The sequence below is a fragment of the Acinetobacter sp. AOR41_HL genome (assembly GCF_027854645.1).
In the GTDB taxonomy this organism is placed as follows: Bacteria; Pseudomonadota; Gammaproteobacteria; order Pseudomonadales; family Moraxellaceae; genus Acinetobacter; species Acinetobacter nosocomialis.
In genome coordinates this window covers 39319-55937 of record NZ_JAKTHZ010000003.1, presented here as the reverse complement: position 1 = coordinate 55937, position 16619 = coordinate 39319, and the positions used below count along the sequence as shown (strand labels likewise).

16 protein-coding genes are annotated in these 16619 nt (G+C 39.8%); 8 read left to right on the top strand and 8 right to left on the bottom strand.

All coding sequences use genetic code 11. The features are described from left to right. Window positions 1-12: 12 nt before the first annotated feature. Window positions 13-807 (bottom strand): triose-phosphate isomerase, encoded by a 795-nt coding sequence (gene tpiA, locus MKL35_RS00445; protein WP_004710827.1) that lies wholly within the window; start codon window positions 805-807, stop codon window positions 13-15. Window positions 808-1097: 290 nt separating this feature from the next. Here tpiA and pilB point away from each other — a divergent pair, with 290 nt between their 5' ends. The 4 genes from pilB to coaE are packed head-to-tail and all read left to right on the top strand — an operon-like array spanning window position 1098 to window position 5522. Then, complete coding sequence (gene pilB / locus MKL35_RS00440) at window positions 1098-2810, top strand: type IV-A pilus assembly ATPase PilB (RefSeq protein WP_004710829.1); 1713 nt, start codon at window positions 1098-1100, stop codon at window positions 2808-2810. 27 nt (window positions 2811-2837) lie between these two features. After that, complete coding sequence (locus MKL35_RS00435; RefSeq protein ID WP_004710832.1) at window positions 2838-4064, top strand: type II secretion system F family protein; 1227 nt, start codon at window positions 2838-2840, stop codon at window positions 4062-4064. Then, the gene (locus MKL35_RS00430) at window positions 4064-4924 is read left to right on the top strand and encodes a prepilin peptidase (protein WP_004710834.1); all 861 of its coding nucleotides are present in this window, start codon (window positions 4064-4066) and stop codon (window positions 4922-4924) included. The genes MKL35_RS00435 and MKL35_RS00430 overlap by 1 nt, the downstream gene beginning before the upstream one ends. Window position 4925: 1 nt before the next feature. Further along, complete coding sequence (gene coaE, locus MKL35_RS00425; protein WP_000874125.1) at window positions 4926-5522, top strand: dephospho-CoA kinase; 597 nt, start codon at window positions 4926-4928, stop codon at window positions 5520-5522. Here coaE and MKL35_RS00420 read toward each other — a convergent pair. The 4 genes from MKL35_RS00420 to MKL35_RS00405 form a co-directional block, all read right to left on the bottom strand. After that, window positions 5519-6433 carry a DMT family transporter gene (locus tag MKL35_RS00420; protein WP_006580951.1) on the bottom strand — a complete coding sequence of 305 codons (915 nt, stop codon included), beginning with the start codon at window positions 6431-6433 and terminating at the stop codon, window positions 5519-5521. The two genes, coaE and MKL35_RS00420, sit on opposite strands and share 4 nt — an antisense overlap. Before the next feature lie 35 nt (window positions 6434-6468). Continuing rightward, a complete protein-coding gene (rlmB, locus tag MKL35_RS00415; protein WP_016803977.1) occupies window positions 6469-7218 on the bottom strand; it encodes a 23S rRNA (guanosine(2251)-2'-O)-methyltransferase RlmB in 750 nt (249 codons plus the stop codon). A 101-nt stretch (window positions 7219-7319) separates the two neighbouring features. Then, on the bottom strand, window positions 7320-7646 hold the full coding sequence (gene ppnP, locus MKL35_RS00410; protein ID WP_000099685.1) for a pyrimidine/purine nucleoside phosphorylase: 327 nt from the start codon (window positions 7644-7646) through the stop codon (window positions 7320-7322). 76 nt (window positions 7647-7722) lie between these two features. Further along, a complete protein-coding gene (locus MKL35_RS00405; protein ID WP_032009950.1) occupies window positions 7723-9033 on the bottom strand; it encodes a tetratricopeptide repeat protein in 1311 nt (436 codons plus the stop codon). Window positions 9034-9147: 114 nt separating this feature from the next. On the opposite strand from MKL35_RS00405, the gene recN reads away from it, so the two are divergent. The 3 genes from recN (at window position 9148) to ruvX (ending at window position 11936) form a co-directional block, all read left to right on the top strand. Continuing rightward, complete coding sequence (gene recN / locus MKL35_RS00400) at window positions 9148-10815, top strand: DNA repair protein RecN (RefSeq protein WP_031952272.1); 1668 nt, start codon at window positions 9148-9150, stop codon at window positions 10813-10815. 126 nt (window positions 10816-10941) lie between these two features. Continuing rightward, window positions 10942-11496: a YqgE/AlgH family protein gene (locus MKL35_RS00395; protein ID WP_001979301.1), complete on the top strand. Its 555-nt coding sequence runs from the start codon at window positions 10942-10944 to the stop codon at window positions 11494-11496. Then, on the top strand, window positions 11496-11936 hold the full coding sequence (ruvX, locus tag MKL35_RS00390) for a Holliday junction resolvase RuvX (protein WP_000127528.1): 441 nt from the start codon (window positions 11496-11498) through the stop codon (window positions 11934-11936). Before MKL35_RS00395 ends, ruvX begins: the two co-directional genes overlap by 1 nt. A gap of 58 nt (window positions 11937-11994) precedes the next feature. Here ruvX and MKL35_RS00385 read toward each other — a convergent pair whose 3' ends face one another. Genes MKL35_RS00385 through MKL35_RS00375 form a run of 3 tightly spaced genes read right to left on the bottom strand, consistent with a single transcriptional unit; the run spans window position 11995 to window position 15334 of the window. After that, window positions 11995-12996, bottom strand: a complete 1002-nt coding sequence (locus MKL35_RS00385) for an HlyD family secretion protein (RefSeq protein ID WP_002156989.1) — start codon at window positions 12994-12996, stop codon at window positions 11995-11997. A 39-nt stretch (window positions 12997-13035) separates the two neighbouring features. Then, window positions 13036-13242: a DUF1656 domain-containing protein gene (locus tag MKL35_RS00380; RefSeq protein WP_002157017.1), complete on the bottom strand. Its 207-nt coding sequence runs from the start codon at window positions 13240-13242 to the stop codon at window positions 13036-13038. Further along, on the bottom strand, window positions 13235-15334 hold the full coding sequence (locus MKL35_RS00375; RefSeq protein WP_032009952.1) for an FUSC family protein: 2100 nt from the start codon (window positions 15332-15334) through the stop codon (window positions 13235-13237). Before MKL35_RS00375 ends, MKL35_RS00380 begins: the two co-directional genes overlap by 8 nt. A 494-nt stretch (window positions 15335-15828) precedes the next feature. On the opposite strand from MKL35_RS00375, the gene MKL35_RS00370 reads away from it, so the two are divergent. Further along, a complete protein-coding gene (locus tag MKL35_RS00370; protein WP_002157015.1) occupies window positions 15829-16602 on the top strand; it encodes an IclR family transcriptional regulator in 774 nt (257 codons plus the stop codon). Window positions 16603-16619 lie beyond the last annotated feature (17 nt).

Below are 16619 nucleotides of genomic sequence, written 5' to 3'. Positions count from 1 at the left end.
ACCCTATCCTCGTTATTTGCTTTGCGCGAAGGCTTGTACAATTTGATAAAAAGATGCTGCATTTAATGAAGCACCACCCACCAACGCACCATTAATATCTGGACATGCAGCTAATTCAACAGCATTTTCAGCTTTTACACTACCACCATATAAAATAGCAATACTTGAACCCGCTGAAGTAAGCTGGCATAAGCCTTCACGAATTTTAGCGTGCATTGCTTGCGCATCTTGTGGTGAAGCTGTTTTACCAGTACCAATTGCCCAAATCGGCTCATAAGCAATTACGACTTGGTTTTGCCACTGTTCAGCAGTCACTACGGGTGCAATATCACAAATTTGTTGTAAAACGACTTGCTCTGCCTGCCCTTGTTCACGCTGTTCAAGACTTTCGCCCACACAATAAATGACAGTCAAGCCCGCATTTAATGCATTTTGGAGTTTCGCCTTCAAAATTTCAACGTTATCGCCAAAAATATCACGGCGTTCAGAGTGTCCGACCAATACGAAATTAATTTGGCTATCTTTTAATAATTCTGCACTAACTTCGCCAGTATAAGCACCTGTACCTGCAATACGCGATACATCTTGCGCAACTGTATATACCGTTCTTGCAGCATCCTGCAATTGCGCCTGTACTGTTGTAAGTGCAATAGAAACAGGGGCAACGCCCACATGGCAGCTTTCATCTGCAATTTGGTTTTGTTGCAATAATTGTTTAAATTCTTCTATAAGTTGGTTGGCGTTAGCACGCATTGGATTCATTTTCCAGTTGCCAACTACCCAAGGCGTAATCGTCGAACCCGACATACTGCTCACCTTTCATCAAAAATGCAGCACATTCTACACGCATTTATACAAATTTCAGATACTTTTCTTTAAAGGGATTACTTATAACTTTTCTTCTCTTTGAAATTAAGAAAAACTTTATAGCCATTCGAAGTTAAACATTCTAAAAATTAATCTTTAAAAACTTCGACTAGTTCAAGCTTTAATAGCTCGAGTAAGACTAGAGCAACACTTTATAAGGTAGTAATTTTACATAACAAAAGTATAATTTTTCATATACCAATTATAAACACATTAGCATAGGCAGGCAGATGTCAGTATTACATACATCTCCAAAATTTACGGGGTTTTTTCGGCGTTTAGTCGAAGAAAAGCATGTGTCGGCAGCGACCATGCAAAATGCATTAGATGCAGCAAAGAGAGCCAAGCAGGATACAGTCGCATATTTAATTGAAGAGGTACATCTCTCCCCTTCTTTATTGGCTGAAACCATTTCTGCGGAGTTTGCTGAACCATATTTTGATCTAGATGTTTATGACACATCTCAGATTCCTAAAGATCTGGTCGATCAAAAACTGATTTTAAAACATCGAATTTTGCCGCTCATTCAAAGAGGACAAATTCTATATGTCGCCACCAGCAATCCAAGTAATATTGAAGCAATCGATGCAATCCGTTTTAACAGTAAATTGCTGGTTGAACCTGTTATTGTCGAGCATCATAAGCTGGAAAAAGTTTTAGGCCAGCATTTTGCAGAAGAAAGCAGCTTTGACTTTAATGATGAAGAGTTTGATCTTGACGTCAGCCTTGATGGTCCTACCACTCAAGAAGATGAAGAAGAAACACCTCAAGGTGATGAAGCTCCTATTGTTAAATATATTAATAAGTTGCTTATTGATGCCATTCGTATGGGCGCATCAGATTTACATTTTGAGCCTTATGAAAAGTCATATCGGGTACGTTATCGTGTCGATGGTGTGTTACGTCAAATTGCCAATCCGCCTTTACAACTTGCAAACCGCTTGGCATCACGTTTAAAAGTAATGTCTCAAATGGACATTTCCGAAAAACGTGTCCCACAAGATGGTCGTATCAAACTTAAGCTGTCAAAAACCAAAGCAATTGATTTCCGTGTGAACTCGCTCCCTACCTTGTTTGGTGAAAAGTTAGTTCTACGTATTCTTGACCCATCAAGCGCAATGCTAGGCATTGATGCATTAGGCTACGAAGAAGAACAAAAAGCTTTATTTATGGAAGCTTTAGATAAACCACAAGGTATGCTTTTGATTACTGGACCAACAGGTTCCGGTAAAACTGTATCTCTATATACAGGCTTAAATATTTTAAATACTGAAAGTTCCAATATTTCTACTGCCGAAGATCCAGTGGAAATTAACTTAGAAGGTATTAATCAGGTTAACGTCAATCCTAAAGTGGGTTTAACGTTTGCAGCTGCTCTTAAGTCTTTTTTACGTCAAGACCCTGACATTATTATGGTCGGTGAGATTCGTGACTTGGAAACAGCAGAAATTGCGATTAAAGCTGCTCAAACCGGCCATATGGTGATGTCAACACTACATACCAATAGTGCTCCGGAAACATTGACCCGTCTACGCAATATGGGGGTTCCTTCTTTTAATATTGCAACATCAGTAAATCTAGTGATTGCACAGCGTTTAGCACGTCGTCTTTGTTCTCAATGTAAAATACCTGCTGATATTCCTAAACAAAGCTTATTAGAAATGGGCTTTACCGAACAAGATTTAGCACATCCAGATTTTCGGGTTTTTCAACCCGTGGGCTGTCCTGAATGTCGTGAAGGCTATAAAGGCCGTGTCGGTATTTATGAGGTAATGAAAGTTACACCTGAAATTTCCAAGATTATTATGGAAGATGGCAACGCTTTAGAAATCGCGGCTGCTTCTGAAAAATTGGGGTTTAATAATCTACGTCGTTCAGGTTTAAAAAAGGTGATGCAAGGGGTGACCTCTTTACAAGAAGTTAACCGTGTAACCAGTGAATAAGACACTATTTAAAATAAGGATAATCTAATGGCTGTCAAAAAGGCACAAATGATGCCGACTTTTGCTTATGAAGGGGTTGACCGTAAGGGCGTAAAAATTAAAGGAGAACTTCCGGCTAAAAACATGGCTTTAGCCAAAGTAACCTTACGCAAACAAGGGGTGACTGTTCGAACTATACGTGAAAAACGTAAAAATATTCTTGAAGGTTTATTTAAGAAAAAAGTCACTACACTCGATATTACGATTTTTACCCGACAACTTGCGACTATGATGAAAGCTGGTGTACCTCTAGTACAAGGCTTTGAAATTGTAGCAGAAGGTTTAGAAAACCCTGCCATGCGAGAGGTTGTCCTCGGTATTAAAAGTGAAGTTGAAGGTGGTAGTACCTTTGCCTCAGCTTTAAAAAAGTACCCTCAACACTTTGATAACTTGTTTTGTTCACTTGTTGAATCTGGTGAACAATCAGGTGCACTCGAAACGATGTTGGACCGCGTTGCAATTTACAAAGAAAAAAGTGAGTTGCTCAAGCAAAAAATTAAGAAAGCAATGAAATACCCTGCAACAGTTATTGTGGTAGCCATTGTGGTGACTATTATTTTGATGGTTAAAGTAGTCCCCGTTTTCCAAGATTTATTTGCTTCTTTCGGCGCAGAATTACCAGCATTTACACAAATGGTCGTGAATATGTCGAAATGGATGCAGGAATACTGGTTCATTATGATTATTGCGATTGGTGTATTTATTGCTGCGTTTTTAGAAGCAAAAAAACGTAGTAAAAAGTTTCGTGATGGCTTAGATAAACTGGCGCTTAAGTTACCTATTTTCGGAGATCTGGTTTATAAAGCAATTATTGCCCGTTATAGCCGCACGCTTGCTACAACATTTGCAGCAGGTGTTCCGCTTATTGATGCACTAGAGTCGACTGCAGGCGCAACAAATAATGTCATTTATGAGCAAGCTGTGATGAAAATTCGTGAAGATGTGGCAACCGGTCAACAACTTCAATTTGCTATGCGAGTATCTAATCGTTTTCCATCTATGGCTATACAAATGGTTGCAATTGGTGAAGAATCGGGTGCACTAGACAGCATGCTCGATAAAGTTGCCACTTACTATGAAAATGAAGTGGATAATGCCGTTGATGGTTTAACTTCTATGATGGAACCTTTAATTATGGCAATTTTAGGGGTACTCGTAGGCGGTCTGGTAATTGCTATGTATCTTCCAATTTTCCAAATGGGCTCAGTTGTATAATGCAAGACATCATTGCGTATTTTATTCAAAACTTAACTGCACTTTATATTGCTGTTGCACTCGTGAGCCTATGTATCGGTAGCTTTCTGAATGTAGTGATTTACCGCACACCAAGAATGATGGAGCAAGATTGGCAGCAAGAATGCCAAATGTTACTCAATCCTGAGCAACCCATTATTGATCATGAGAAGCTAACTTTAAGTAAGCCTGCTTCATCATGCCCTGCATGCCATCAACCCATCCGTTGGTATCAAAATATCCCACTCATAAGCTGGCTAGTGTTAAGAGGAAAATGTGGTCATTGCCAGCACCCGATTAGCATTCGCTATCCAGCCATCGAACTACTTACCATGCTATGTTCATTGGTGGTGGTTATGGTGTTTGGTCCAACCATACAAATGCTTTTTGGACTCGTCCTCACATGGATATTGATAGCACTTACCTTTATTGATTTCGATACACAATTATTGCCTGATCGCTTTACCCTACCTTTAGCTGCGCTTGGTTTAGGCATTAACACCTTTAATATCTACACCTCACCCAACTCGGCCATTTGGGGTTACCTCATTGGTTTTCTATGTCTTTGGATTGTCTATTACTTATTTAAAGTAATTACTGGCAAAGAAGGTATGGGCTACGGCGACTTTAAATTACTTGCAGCATTAGGTGCATGGATGGGGCCATTGATGCTGCCGTTAATTGTGTTATTGTCATCGTTACTTGGCGCAATCATTGGCATCATTTTATTAAAATTAAGAAATGACAATCAGCCTTTTGCGTTTGGGCCATATATTGCCATTGCAGGTTGGGTTGCCTTTTTATGGGGTGATCAGATTATGAAAATTTATTTGGGAGGTTAAGATGGCTTTTATTCTGGGAATCACAGGTGGTATAGGCAGTGGTAAATCAGCTGCAACACAGTGGTTTGAATCCCAAGGAATCCAAGTCGTCGATGCCGATATTGTTGCTCGCGAAGTGGTTGAAAAGGGCCAACCTGCCCTTCAAAAAATTCAGCAAACTTTTGGAGACTGGGTGCTTCAACCCGATGGCAGTTTAGACCGTCGTGCCTTACGTGAATATATTTTTCAAAATCCACAAGCGCGTCATACACTTGAGCAAATTACCCATCCTGCAATCCGTCAATCTATTATTCAACAGCTACAAAATCCTAAAAGTCCTTATGTAATTTTAGTTTCGCCATTATTGTTTGAAACAAATCAACATGAACTGGTCAATCACACGCTACTAATTGATGCGAGTGAACAAACTCAAATTCAGCGTGCAAGCCAGCGCGATGGGCAAAACCAAGAACAAATCCAGAAAATCATTGCTGCACAAATGCCACGCGAACGAAAACGTGAGCTTGCCAATGACATCGTGTTTAACGATGGATTACTCGAACATTTATATCAGCAATTAGAGCCTTTACATCAAAGCTATTTGAAGCGTGCAAACTAATTTTGTGTATTTTGCTGTTTAATCTTTTGTGTCAGGCTATCTTGTCTAAACCAGCGCCAAGGCTGTAAAGCGCCTACCCCCATACCTACCAAGCCCACAACAATTGATGGGCTTAATGATTCACCAAGTAAAGGTACAGCTAAAATAGCTGCAATAAACGGCGCCAAAGTTACAATACTTCCCGTTTTAAAAGCACCAAGACGTTGAATAGCAGCAACATAAGTCAACGTTGCAATAATAACGACAAATACGCCATGAAAAATGCCTTGTACAGCCAAATGTACAGGATCTACATCCATAAAATGTTTAGGTAAGAATAATAGGTAAATCGGCAAATAAATAATTGCAGACCAAATCGCGACGCTTGCCATAGAGTGCCAGGCAGAGAGTTTCCACTGTTTAAGTAGTACAGTAAAAATCCCCCACCAAATTGCACTGATAAACAGAAGTAAATCGCCAATTCCAAAAGCAGAGGTACTACTTTGTAGCATTAATGCACTCATGAGGCCCAAGGCAGTGATCATAATTGCCAGACTCACCCATGTATGTTTATCAAATGGTTGTCTAAATAGAATATAGGCAGCTATAGCTGTACAGATGGGGATACAACCATTTAAAAATATTGCGGCATGTGCAGCTGGCGCATAAAGAAACGCAGTATAGACGGTGAGACAATAGATGACTCCACCAATGAGCGCCAAAATAACCGCATGCTTACTCCATAAAAAAGCGAGATCTTTTTTATAAATTAAGATAGGCATCAAAATTAGAAAAGCAATAGCGAAGCGCAGTGCAGCAATATCCCAAGCACTAATGTGCCATTGTGCATTTAAACGGGCAAAAAGCGTAAACCCGCCCCAAATGCACATGGTCACCAATACAAAAAAATAACCTTGCTTACGGGGAGACATATTTAGACTGCTTTAAAACGAGAAAGGCAGCTAAATTATACCTCAGAACGCTGACGGCAAGCCTCATAAAGTGCCATACCTGTTGCCACACTCACATTTAGGCTCTGTAAATTCCCAGACATCGGGATATAAACTTTATGATCACACTGTGCCTGAGTAATTGGGCGTAAACCTGTGTCTTCTGCACCCATAACAATGACAACTGGACCAGAAAAATCACATTTTTGAATAGGCAAAGCACTTTCATCAAGCATTGTACCAATCACACGTACGTGAGTTGTATCTTTAAGATGCGCTAAAGTACGAGCCAAATTAGTCACTTGAATGAATTTAACTTTTTCAGCCCCGCCCGCTGCGACTTTACGAGCAGTTGGAGTTAAACTTGCTGAGCGATCACGAGGAACAATGACTGCTTGAACACCCATTGCAGCGGCTGTACGAATACAAGCCCCTAAGTTATGCGGGTCTGTCACCTGATCTAATGCCAGCAATAAGGCATCTGGAGTTTCAGCCAAAATCTGATCGAGATCTTTTTCATTTAACGTCGGATGCGGACGTACTGCTGCAACTACACCTTGGTGGAATGGTAAGCCTGCAAGCTTCTCAAGACTTTCACGGCTTGCTTTTTGTACGCTAATTCCAAAAGGCTCAGCCAATTGCAAAATCTTTTGTAAACGTTGATCATCGCGCCCCTTCAATGTAAACAAGGTCAGCACGCGCTCCGGCTCAAGTTCTAACAATGACTCCACTGAGTGAACGCCATAATAATATTCCGGTTTTGCCATGCATGACCTCTAACAACGTTTGAGCAAAAAATAAAAATCCTGCAAAGCCAACTTCACAGGATTTCTTTGGGCATAGTGTACCCGATTTAAACAGGAATTTCTTAGCCTTCTAAATGGCAAACATAATCGAGTACTTCATCAGTCTCGATTTTAAAAACGCTATTACCTGGTACATAAAATGATTGACCAGCGCGGAACAATTCACTTTCATTGCTATCTGCAATTTTAACGCGACATTCACCTGAAATAATTTCCATACGCTCAGGAACATGTGTTTCAAATGTTAAAGGCTGCTCAGTCGGCAAAATAACACCTAATGTTTTTTTCGTTCCATCTTCAAATTGCACGGTATGGCTGATACATGCTCCACCAAAATAAACATTTGATTTTTTGATGACCGTTACATGATCAAATTGGGTTGAACTCATGCACACTCTCCAGATAATGCCGCATTTATATAAATTATGATGAATGTAGTTTAATTGTGCCTAAATAACTAATCAATCAGTTTTCATACGGATAGACTTGTAATTTCCACTGCTGTAACTGAATTTTTTTAGCAAAAGCGTGGGGTAAATTTACTTCAATATTTCGACTCTTCGACACTATTGCATCATATCTGCAAACTTCATCGTGATTTTCATCGAATACAACCCAATAAACTTTCTCTGCGGTTGGGTGTGTCACAGCAGTTGTAACCACTGGTGAACCATTATCCATGCCAACATGAAAATTGTCTGGGTCATTTTGCATTGAAGCTGACTCGTAAGCCGGAAAATCGATGCCATTTTCATCAAATTGCTGGCTGTCATGCACAAGTACACTTTGTTTTAAAGTCGGCCAAACACGATAACGAAGATAATGCTGATCTATGACCCGATTATCCGGATACTTTCCAGTGGCGACATAATCTCTGACATGTGCTTCAATATTATGAAAAATACCTGAGCAACCACCCCACATTCCTGCCAAAATTAATTCAGTGTGAGAATAGCTATCTCTCATTAAATGAAACCATTGATCACTCTTGAGCCAAGCATCGACAGCAGCTTTTTCACGATAAGACACGATAGAGTCAGCATCCCGTATCAAAAATCGTTTAACTAGTGGATCATCCATGACTAAAAAGCGCCAAAATAAACCAGATAACTGTTTTTGAGTGGGGCTGACATGTACTACTTGGGCACCATTTGCTTGTAAACGTTTCTGTACAAGTTCAGGAACGGTATCATCTATATAGAACCGACACGTCCATTCCGGATAAATTTCTTGCGCTAACTTAGTATTTAAAATTGAAGTTTCACAGTAGCGCGGATTTGCTCCAAATAAAGAAAAAGCAATAATGTTTTCTTGAGGATTGGGACTAAATGGTACAGGTTTATGCGGGGGTATATTTAAAGCAGGCTCATTCTTTGTGAGTTCTTTTTTTGTTGAAATGGCTAAACGCCCAAATTTGATTTTTTCTTCTTTTTTATTTAAATGATGACAAACTTCGGTTAAGCCATCATATAAATTTGTATTAACGTTGGAACCACTTGCTTTAATAGCTTGCATATAATGTTGATATGCATAGTCATAACGGCGTAACCGCAGCTCAGTATAAGCTAAATCAGATAGTGCTCCAGGATGCTGTGGCACTAGATTTACCGCTTTTTTTACATGCTGATAAGCTTTGGCATAATCACCTTGTGCAGCAGCCTGTTTAAATGCATTAAAATGCTGACTTAAAATTTTATTCATATCAGCAGGATTTGTTTTTTTATGGCGGTTCATCATCCCTATTGGTGCTTTCGGTAAGCTTAATGTTTTTTTCATTGTAAAGTTCCGCAATCTTGCTGTTCTATAATTTCATTTAGAATAATAGATCACTTGTAGCAAATTCAAAACTTCTCTATCTTTAACCCATAATTTGGCGCGTTGGATGCGTTTATGCTCACACATTTAACTTTAATCAATTTTGCATTAGCTGATCATTTAGCTATTGATATAGAACAAGGATTTAATGTTCTAACAGGTGAGACAGGTGCCGGAAAATCATTATTACTGGATGCACTCTCTGCCTGCTTAGGGGAACGTACAGATACAAATTATGTCCGCTATGGTTCGGACAAAGCGGATGTAACCGCAGTTTTTACTTATCAGAACAATAGCCCTGAGGCAAAATGGTTACAAGACCATGAACTAGATGATGATTCTGGGGAAATTCATTTACGTCGGGTTATTTTCGCAACTGGTCGTAGTAAAGCATGGGTGAATGGCCGCCCAAGTAGCCTCTCTGAGCTTAAAGAATTGGGGCGCCTATTGGTTCAATTATATAGCCAGCACAGCCAGCAACAGCTTCTTGAACCACCTTATCCAAAACATTGGTTAGACCGTTATAACAATTTTTATGCTGAAGCGAATGATGTCCGCGAAGCTTATAGCACATGGCAACGCACGATTCGTTTACACCAAGCAGCCTTAGATGCTCAAGCAACTCGTCTACAACGTATTGCGACCTTAGAGCTGCAAATCGAAGAACTTGAGGAAGTCATTCAGACCGATTACAAAGAAATCGAGCAAGAGTTTGATCGTCTCAGTCATCATGAACATATCATGCAAGATTGTAGCTATAGCTTGAATGCGCTTGATGAAGCTGAACAAAACATTACTCAAGAAATGTCATCGATCATTCGCCGACTAGAATCTCATGCTGGACGTAGTGAACAGCTTTCTGAAATTTATAATTCTTTACTTAATGCTCAAAGTGAAATTGATGATGCAACATCAAATTTACGTCAGTTTATTGACCGTCAGAGCTTTGACCCTGAACGGATGGAAGAACTGAATTCCAAATTGGAAGTTTTCCATCGTCTAGCACGTAAATACCGTACTCAGCCAGAGACACTGAAAGAAGAGTACGAAACATGGCAAAATGAGCTTGAACAGTTACATCAACTTGAAGACCCAGAGACTCTGGCAGAACAAGTAGAAAAGTCACATCAAGAGTTCTTAGAAAAAGCCCAGCATTTAGACAATATTCGTCGTGAAGCTGCTACTCCACTTGCAAAACAATTAACCGAGCAGGTTAAGCCTTTGGCACTACCTGAAGCACACTTTGAGTTTAAATTTGAGCCATTAGAGCAACCAAGTGCAGAAGGCTTAAGCTTTATTCAACTTTTATTTACTGCCAACAAAGGCATACCACCACAACCATTGGCGCGTGTGGCATCGGGTGGTGAGCTTTCACGTATTGCACTCGTCATGCAAGTGATGAATGCTGAAAAGACCGAAGCAGAAGTTTTGGTATTTGACGAGATTGATGTCGGGATTAGTGGCGGTACGGCTGAAGTAGTTGGACGATTACTTGCCGATTTGGCTCAGCATGTCCAACTGCTATGTATTACTCACCAAGCGCAGGTCGCTGCACAATCTGATCAACATTTGTTAGTTAAAAAACAGCAAACAGATCCGGCAAGCAGCACCATCGTACAACTCGATGAAAATCAGATTATTTCTGAACTAGCACGTATGTCAGGTGGAGTTGAAATTAATGAAACGACCTTGCAGCATGCTAAACAATTACGCCAACTTAAATTTCAGGCTTCTTCAAATTAATAAAGAAAATGAGAGAAAAAGATTGGCGAAATCCGATTAACTCTTGTATGTTGATAAAAAGAACCTATATACATAAAAAGGGTCGAGAGACCCTATAGCGACATTTTTTGAGGGAGAACCGCTTAGGTGACCAAACAATACATGACTCACCGTTGTCTGATTGCCCCGCCAGAAATGGCAGATGACTTTTTTGCAAATACTGTAATTTATCTTGCCCGCCATGACGAAGAAGGTGCTCAAGGTATTATTATCAATCGCCCTGCTGGTATCCAAATTAAAGAACTACTCAATGATTTAGACATTGATGCAGACAATGTAAATCCGCATGAGGTTTTACAAGGTGGACCTTTACGCCCTGAAGCAGGCTTTGTCCTTCATACTGGTCAACCAACATGGCACTCCTCTATTGCTGTTGGTGAAAATGTCTGTATTACCACCAGTAAAGATATTCTCGATGCAATTGCACATAACGAAGGTGTTGGTCGCTACCAAATCGCCCTCGGTTATGCGAGTTGGGGTAAAAACCAGTTAGAAGATGAAATCGCCCGTGGTGACTGGCTCATCTGTGATGCCGACATGGATCTGATTTTTAACTTGCCGTACGATGACCGTTGGGATGCAGCCTATAAGAAAATTGGTGTAGATCGTACATGGCTGGCTTCTGAAATCGGACATGCTTAATGACTGCAACACAATCAAAATCAATTATGGCTTTTGACTTTGGCACTCAAAAAATGGGAATGGCAATCGGCCAATCTGCAATTGAAAGTGCTAATCCATTGCCATTATTTGTGATGAAAGATGGGATTCCCAACTGGGACCAACTTTTAAAAATTGTCAAAGAATGGCAACCTGATTTGTTCATTGTCGGTCTTCCATTAAATATGGATGATAGCGAATCAGAGCTTTCTACACGTGCACGTAAGTTTGCACGCCGTTTACGCCATCAAACCAATATTGAAACATGGATGGTAGATGAACGACTCACCACCCGTGAAGCAAGAGAAGAACTTGGTTTTTATCAAGAACAAGGCCGTGCAAAGAAATTATCAGCAGATAGTTTTGCCGCAGCTTTGCTGATTCAAAGCTGGTATCGCAATCCAGTTGGTTTAACACCATAAAAAATAAAAAAGCATGTTTTACACATGCTTTTTTATTGGGTTTAAAAACTTCAATCTTTCATTTTTCAATAATATGTACTGTAGCAGTACGACCAGAAACAAAAGCCAGCTCGTTTTTTGGTGCTTCATCTAACACAATTTTTACAGGTACACGCTGTGCTAAACGAACCCAGCTAAACGTCGGGTTTACGTTTGCAAGCAATTTAGAACTACTTGAACGCTCACGATCTTCAATACCCGATGCAATACCTTGCACATGGCCTTTAATTTTCTGACTGTCACCCATTAATTGCACACTTGCTTGATCGCCAATATGAATGCGGTCTAATTTTGTTTCTTCAAAATATCCCACAACATAAAGTTGTTTACGATCTAGCAATGCTGCAACCGCTTGTCCAACTTGAACATAATTACCTGGACGCAAATCAAAGTTAGAGAGTGTTCCATCTGCCGGTGCAACAACAGCGGCACGGTGCATATTGAGTTCTGCTAAATGTAAGTTACTTGTTGCTGCTTCAACCAATGCCTGTTGCTGTTTAATAGTGGCTTCAGCTTGTTGAATAGCTGCTTGGAGTTGCTCATGTTCCGCATGTGATTGATCGCGAGTTGCAAAGACCTGATCTTGTTCTTGTTTAGAAATCGCGCCATCCATTAAGTTTGAATAACGGTTTGCGTTTTTCTCGGCTAACTTAATGTTAGTACTCGACTTAATCAAGTTTGCTTTGGCTTGCGCCAAACCTGCTTGTGCTTGAGCATAGGCCGCTTTTGCTTTTGCCAAATCAGATTTTGCTTGCTCTACATCTAAAGCTCGGCGAGAGACATCAATTTTAAAAAGCACCTGACCTTTTTTGACAGTCTGGTTATCTTGAACCAATACTTCCGTTACAAGTCCTGCTACATCTGAGGAGACTTGAATAACGTCACCACGAACTCGGCCATCACGTGTCCACGGCGCTGCATTATAGTAGTTCCATAAATGCACAATGGTATAGACCGCAATCATTAATGCGACAATCAAAATCACTGGACGGATGACTTTTTTCAACTCCAATTGATTCATTTTACTCACCTAACTCAATCTTTAATCTGGCAATCATCTTTAAGCACCTAACCCAACAAAAATTTGGTGTATCACCAAAAGTAGTAAAAGGTAAAAACACAAATTGAAAATGCTGGGTAGTGCAATCCAGCCTTGTGCAATCCATTTGTTAGTTAAAGGACTTAACAAGCGGAAACATATATATGCAAATAAGGCTTGGACGAGCAAAGCAGGCAGGTAAATACCGTAGACATTAAACTCACCCATGCGCTGTGGCTCCTGTAAGCGTACGATCTGCATTCATTTGGTTTGATGAAACATGACACATGCTATAAGCAATATTATTTAGCGAAATAAATAATCTTTGACGCAAAGTCATATCTTCAATATGTGAAGCAAGTTGTTTAAGTTCAAACAAGGTCTGATGAATGTGCTGTACCAATACATCACTTTCATCTTTTTCATTTTCTTTGGCTCTAAACAGCTCATCTAAATCTTGTTGCAAACGGCCAATGTGATGAGCTAGTTCTGAAGATGGCTGAAATTGATTTGCTAACTCTTGAAGTCGGCTTAAATCGACAATCGCACTTGATTCAACCAATGCTTGATGAATCGATTTTTTAATCTCTTCTGACTGAACCATTTTGGTATTTAAAACACCAACACGGTCTAACATCGCCCGCAAATGAACTTTGAATTCAATGCCATAAGGTATATAAATCGCTTGACGCATCGCGCGATAATGTAAAGCTAAAATACGGTTTGCACTGGTATCGGGTGACATGGCTCGTACCACATCTATAACAATGAGAGACACCAATACGCCCATAACCATACCAAATGAGCTGTCTAGGTAAGACACTGCATCCATGCTGTAAGCATTGTGCAAGTTCAGACCCATCATGGTGTTAATACCCAGCACCATTCCCACTGGCATGAGCGCTTGATTCGCCATCATAGAAACCGCAAATAAGAACATCGGCAACAAAACGAGTCCAAGTTCCCAAAATGTTGTGACATGAGGAAAAACACCAAAAGCATAAATAAACACTAAAACAGCCGATGCCACACTGCCCCATATAAAAATACGCAAGACAGGAACAGGGTTATCTAAGGCCGTTAAAATACAAGCAGTTACTGCACCAATCTGTGCCATCATAAATCCAGCTTTCCAGCCAGAGAGAATCCACACACCAGTCACAATAAATGTAATGAGTACCGCACTAATACCGCCTCTGACTGCCACACCATGATCTCGGTGCAAACTTGGATATTTAGTCGTCATTGGGGTAATGCTATCTGGAATCTCTTTATTACCTTGCTTGATGCGTTGCCATAAAACTTTTACAGCTAGAACATTACTAATAAAGTGGCGGACATCCATTTTCATGGCAGCCAATAGCACTTGTTGATGTTCAGAAGCCGAGTCATTTAAGTTCAAGAAATCATTTTCAAACTCGTCAGGTAACTGCAGAATATTTTCATCAGACATCTGATCTTTTTGTTCAAGAAAATGAATCACATGACCTGAAAGCTGCTTTAATTTGTCTGAATGACTTTCAATAAAATTGAGTTCTTGCAGTTGTTTAATTCGTTCAGATAAGGCAACCAAGTTCGCAACCACCATCGACATTTGATGGAGCATTTCTTGCAAAGGTTTGGTCATGCCATGCAACTCACCTTTTTCATAGCTCAAGTGAACTGCTAAAGCATGAATATCGGTGGTATCACGAGTAATAGCAGCCAAAAGCTGTGTATTGTTTTGCTGCTGGTCTGCATTTAACAAATTAGCAAATAGGTTCTCTGTATCTTTGAGTGTCTTAGTTACACGCTGTTTGATTGCCGAACCAATATGCATCGGCAAAATAGTTGCGGACACAACCGCACTCGAAATCACCCCAATTGAAATCTCGAGTACACGCGCCAAAGCAATATCAAAAATATTGTACTGGTCAATATATGTAATCGCGTTATACGCAATCATTGCAGTTGAATAACCCGCCAACATAAATGCATAACTGCGAGGTGTCCGGTCGAGTAAGGATACATAAAGCGCAAAGCCCACCCATAGTGACAACACAACCGTAAATATCCACGGCGTATTAATCAAGTGAGGTGTTATTGTTAACGCAACAATGGCACCACCCACCGTGCCTAAAACACGATAGACACACTTAGACGACACCATACCCGAATAAGGGTTGGCAATAATCAGGACGGTACCGATCGACCACATTGGATTAATCAGGTCTAATTCAAACGAAACAAATAATGCCAACATGCCGGCAATAAATGTCTTTATTGCAAAAATTAGATCCAGCTTACTCGGGCGGAAAGCCAGTATTTGCTTTAATAACATGAACTCATCTCAAATACAGATTTGAACTGATGAGCATGCTCATCAGTGTCCATTTGCCTTTTAAAAAGACAACACGACTTTGTCATTTGCCTTATAGACAAATGAGTTAATGAGAGCATCCTTCAATACAATGATTTTTCCTACATCTCTGCATGATGTACCGAGATGATTTCAGTTTGGCCGCTATTTATACGACCAAGCTTAGGAAAGGAGAGACATCGAAAAAGTCGGCAGAGTAAACCAATTTCTCGATTAGATATTTTGCTGCACAATTTTTTCAAAATAAAGTGATTTAGTCAACTAAAATATCTTTATTTGATAATTTGATATGTTTTTAGTTAATCATATATGATGTGTGAATCAAGAGAACTTTTCTGATTCTGAGCGTAAAATATTTAAATCAGGTAGTTATCTTGGAATTGAGACAAAGCTTCAATTTTTCTGTTATAAGAACTCAAGTGTGACCCGTTTATTAAGGATACGAATAAGACATCATGGCAATTTCAAGTTTTGGCAAAATTTTAACCGTACTGGATTTATTTTCCGTTTCACGACCAGTGATTAATGTCGATATTATTTGCGAAGAACTTGGCTTGTCTAAACCGACCAGCTATCGTTATCTGAAAGAACTCGTATCAGCCGACTTATTAAAACGTATTAATGGTACTTCTGGCGATTACACTTTAGGCTCAAAAATAGCAGTTCTTGACTATGTATCCAGAACAACCGATCCATTAGTTCAAATCAGTACGCCGTTTATGCGTAACATTGTTGAACGCACTGAACTTTGCTGTTTACTCACCTATTTAAATGATGACTACTGCATTGATATTCATCATGAGATTTTTAAAGATACAGAGCTACTTTCATATGGCCGAGGTTGTCCGCGTCCGATCTATGTTGGAGCATCACCAAAAACAATGGTGTCACATTTAAGTAAACAGCGCATGCATGACTACTATCAACGTTTTCAACATGAGCTGTCGCAGTCAGGGTTTGCTCTAGACGAACCTAGCTTTATTCAACGCATGCGTAAAATAAAGAAACAAGGCTTCTATTTCTCACAAGGTGAGATTGACCCGAATGTTTCAGGGCTTGCTGTACCCGTCCGTTTTTCAAGTAAAGAAGTTCCATTAGCTTTAACACTAGTCGCATCAAAAAATCGCTTTGATTTTTTAAATATTGAAAAACTCATTGAAATTTTGCAAGAAAATGCTGCCTTAATAGAACAGCGCTTTATGGAACTTTCCGAAAAAGGCGAGATCTAAAATAATATTTTTGATAA

Coding starts and splice junctions, on each gene's coding strand:
- MKL35_RS00435 (WP_004710832.1), top strand. CDS start 2,838: ATGGCTGTCAAAAAGGCACAAATGATGCCGACTTTTGCTTATGAAGGG.
- MKL35_RS00375 (WP_032009952.1), bottom strand. CDS start 15,334: ATGTTATTAAAGCAAATACTGGCTTTCCGCCCGAGTAAGCTGGATCTA.
- MKL35_RS00420 (WP_006580951.1), bottom strand. CDS start 6,433: ATGTCTCCCCGTAAGCAAGGTTATTTTTTTGTATTGGTGACCATGTGC.
- MKL35_RS00370 (WP_002157015.1), top strand. CDS start 15,829: ATGGCAATTTCAAGTTTTGGCAAAATTTTAACCGTACTGGATTTATTT.
- pilB (WP_004710829.1), top strand. CDS start 1,098: ATGTCAGTATTACATACATCTCCAAAATTTACGGGGTTTTTTCGGCGT.
- recN (WP_031952272.1), top strand. CDS start 9,148: ATGCTCACACATTTAACTTTAATCAATTTTGCATTAGCTGATCATTTA.
- MKL35_RS00385 (WP_002156989.1), bottom strand. CDS start 12,996: ATGAATCAATTGGAGTTGAAAAAAGTCATCCGTCCAGTGATTTTGATT.
- ruvX (WP_000127528.1), top strand. CDS start 11,496: ATGACTGCAACACAATCAAAATCAATTATGGCTTTTGACTTTGGCACT.
- tpiA (WP_004710827.1), bottom strand. CDS start 807: ATGTCGGGTTCGACGATTACGCCTTGGGTAGTTGGCAACTGGAAAATG.
- MKL35_RS00405 (WP_032009950.1), bottom strand. CDS start 9,033: ATGAAAAAAACATTAAGCTTACCGAAAGCACCAATAGGGATGATGAAC.
- MKL35_RS00380 (WP_002157017.1), bottom strand. CDS start 13,242: ATGGGTGAGTTTAATGTCTACGGTATTTACCTGCCTGCTTTGCTCGTC.
- MKL35_RS00430 (WP_004710834.1), top strand. CDS start 4,064: ATGCAAGACATCATTGCGTATTTTATTCAAAACTTAACTGCACTTTAT.
- rlmB (WP_016803977.1), bottom strand. CDS start 7,218: ATGGCAAAACCGGAATATTATTATGGCGTTCACTCAGTGGAGTCATTG.
- coaE (WP_000874125.1), top strand. CDS start 4,926: ATGGCTTTTATTCTGGGAATCACAGGTGGTATAGGCAGTGGTAAATCA.
- ppnP (WP_000099685.1), bottom strand. CDS start 7,646: ATGAGTTCAACCCAATTTGATCATGTAACGGTCATCAAAAAATCAAAT.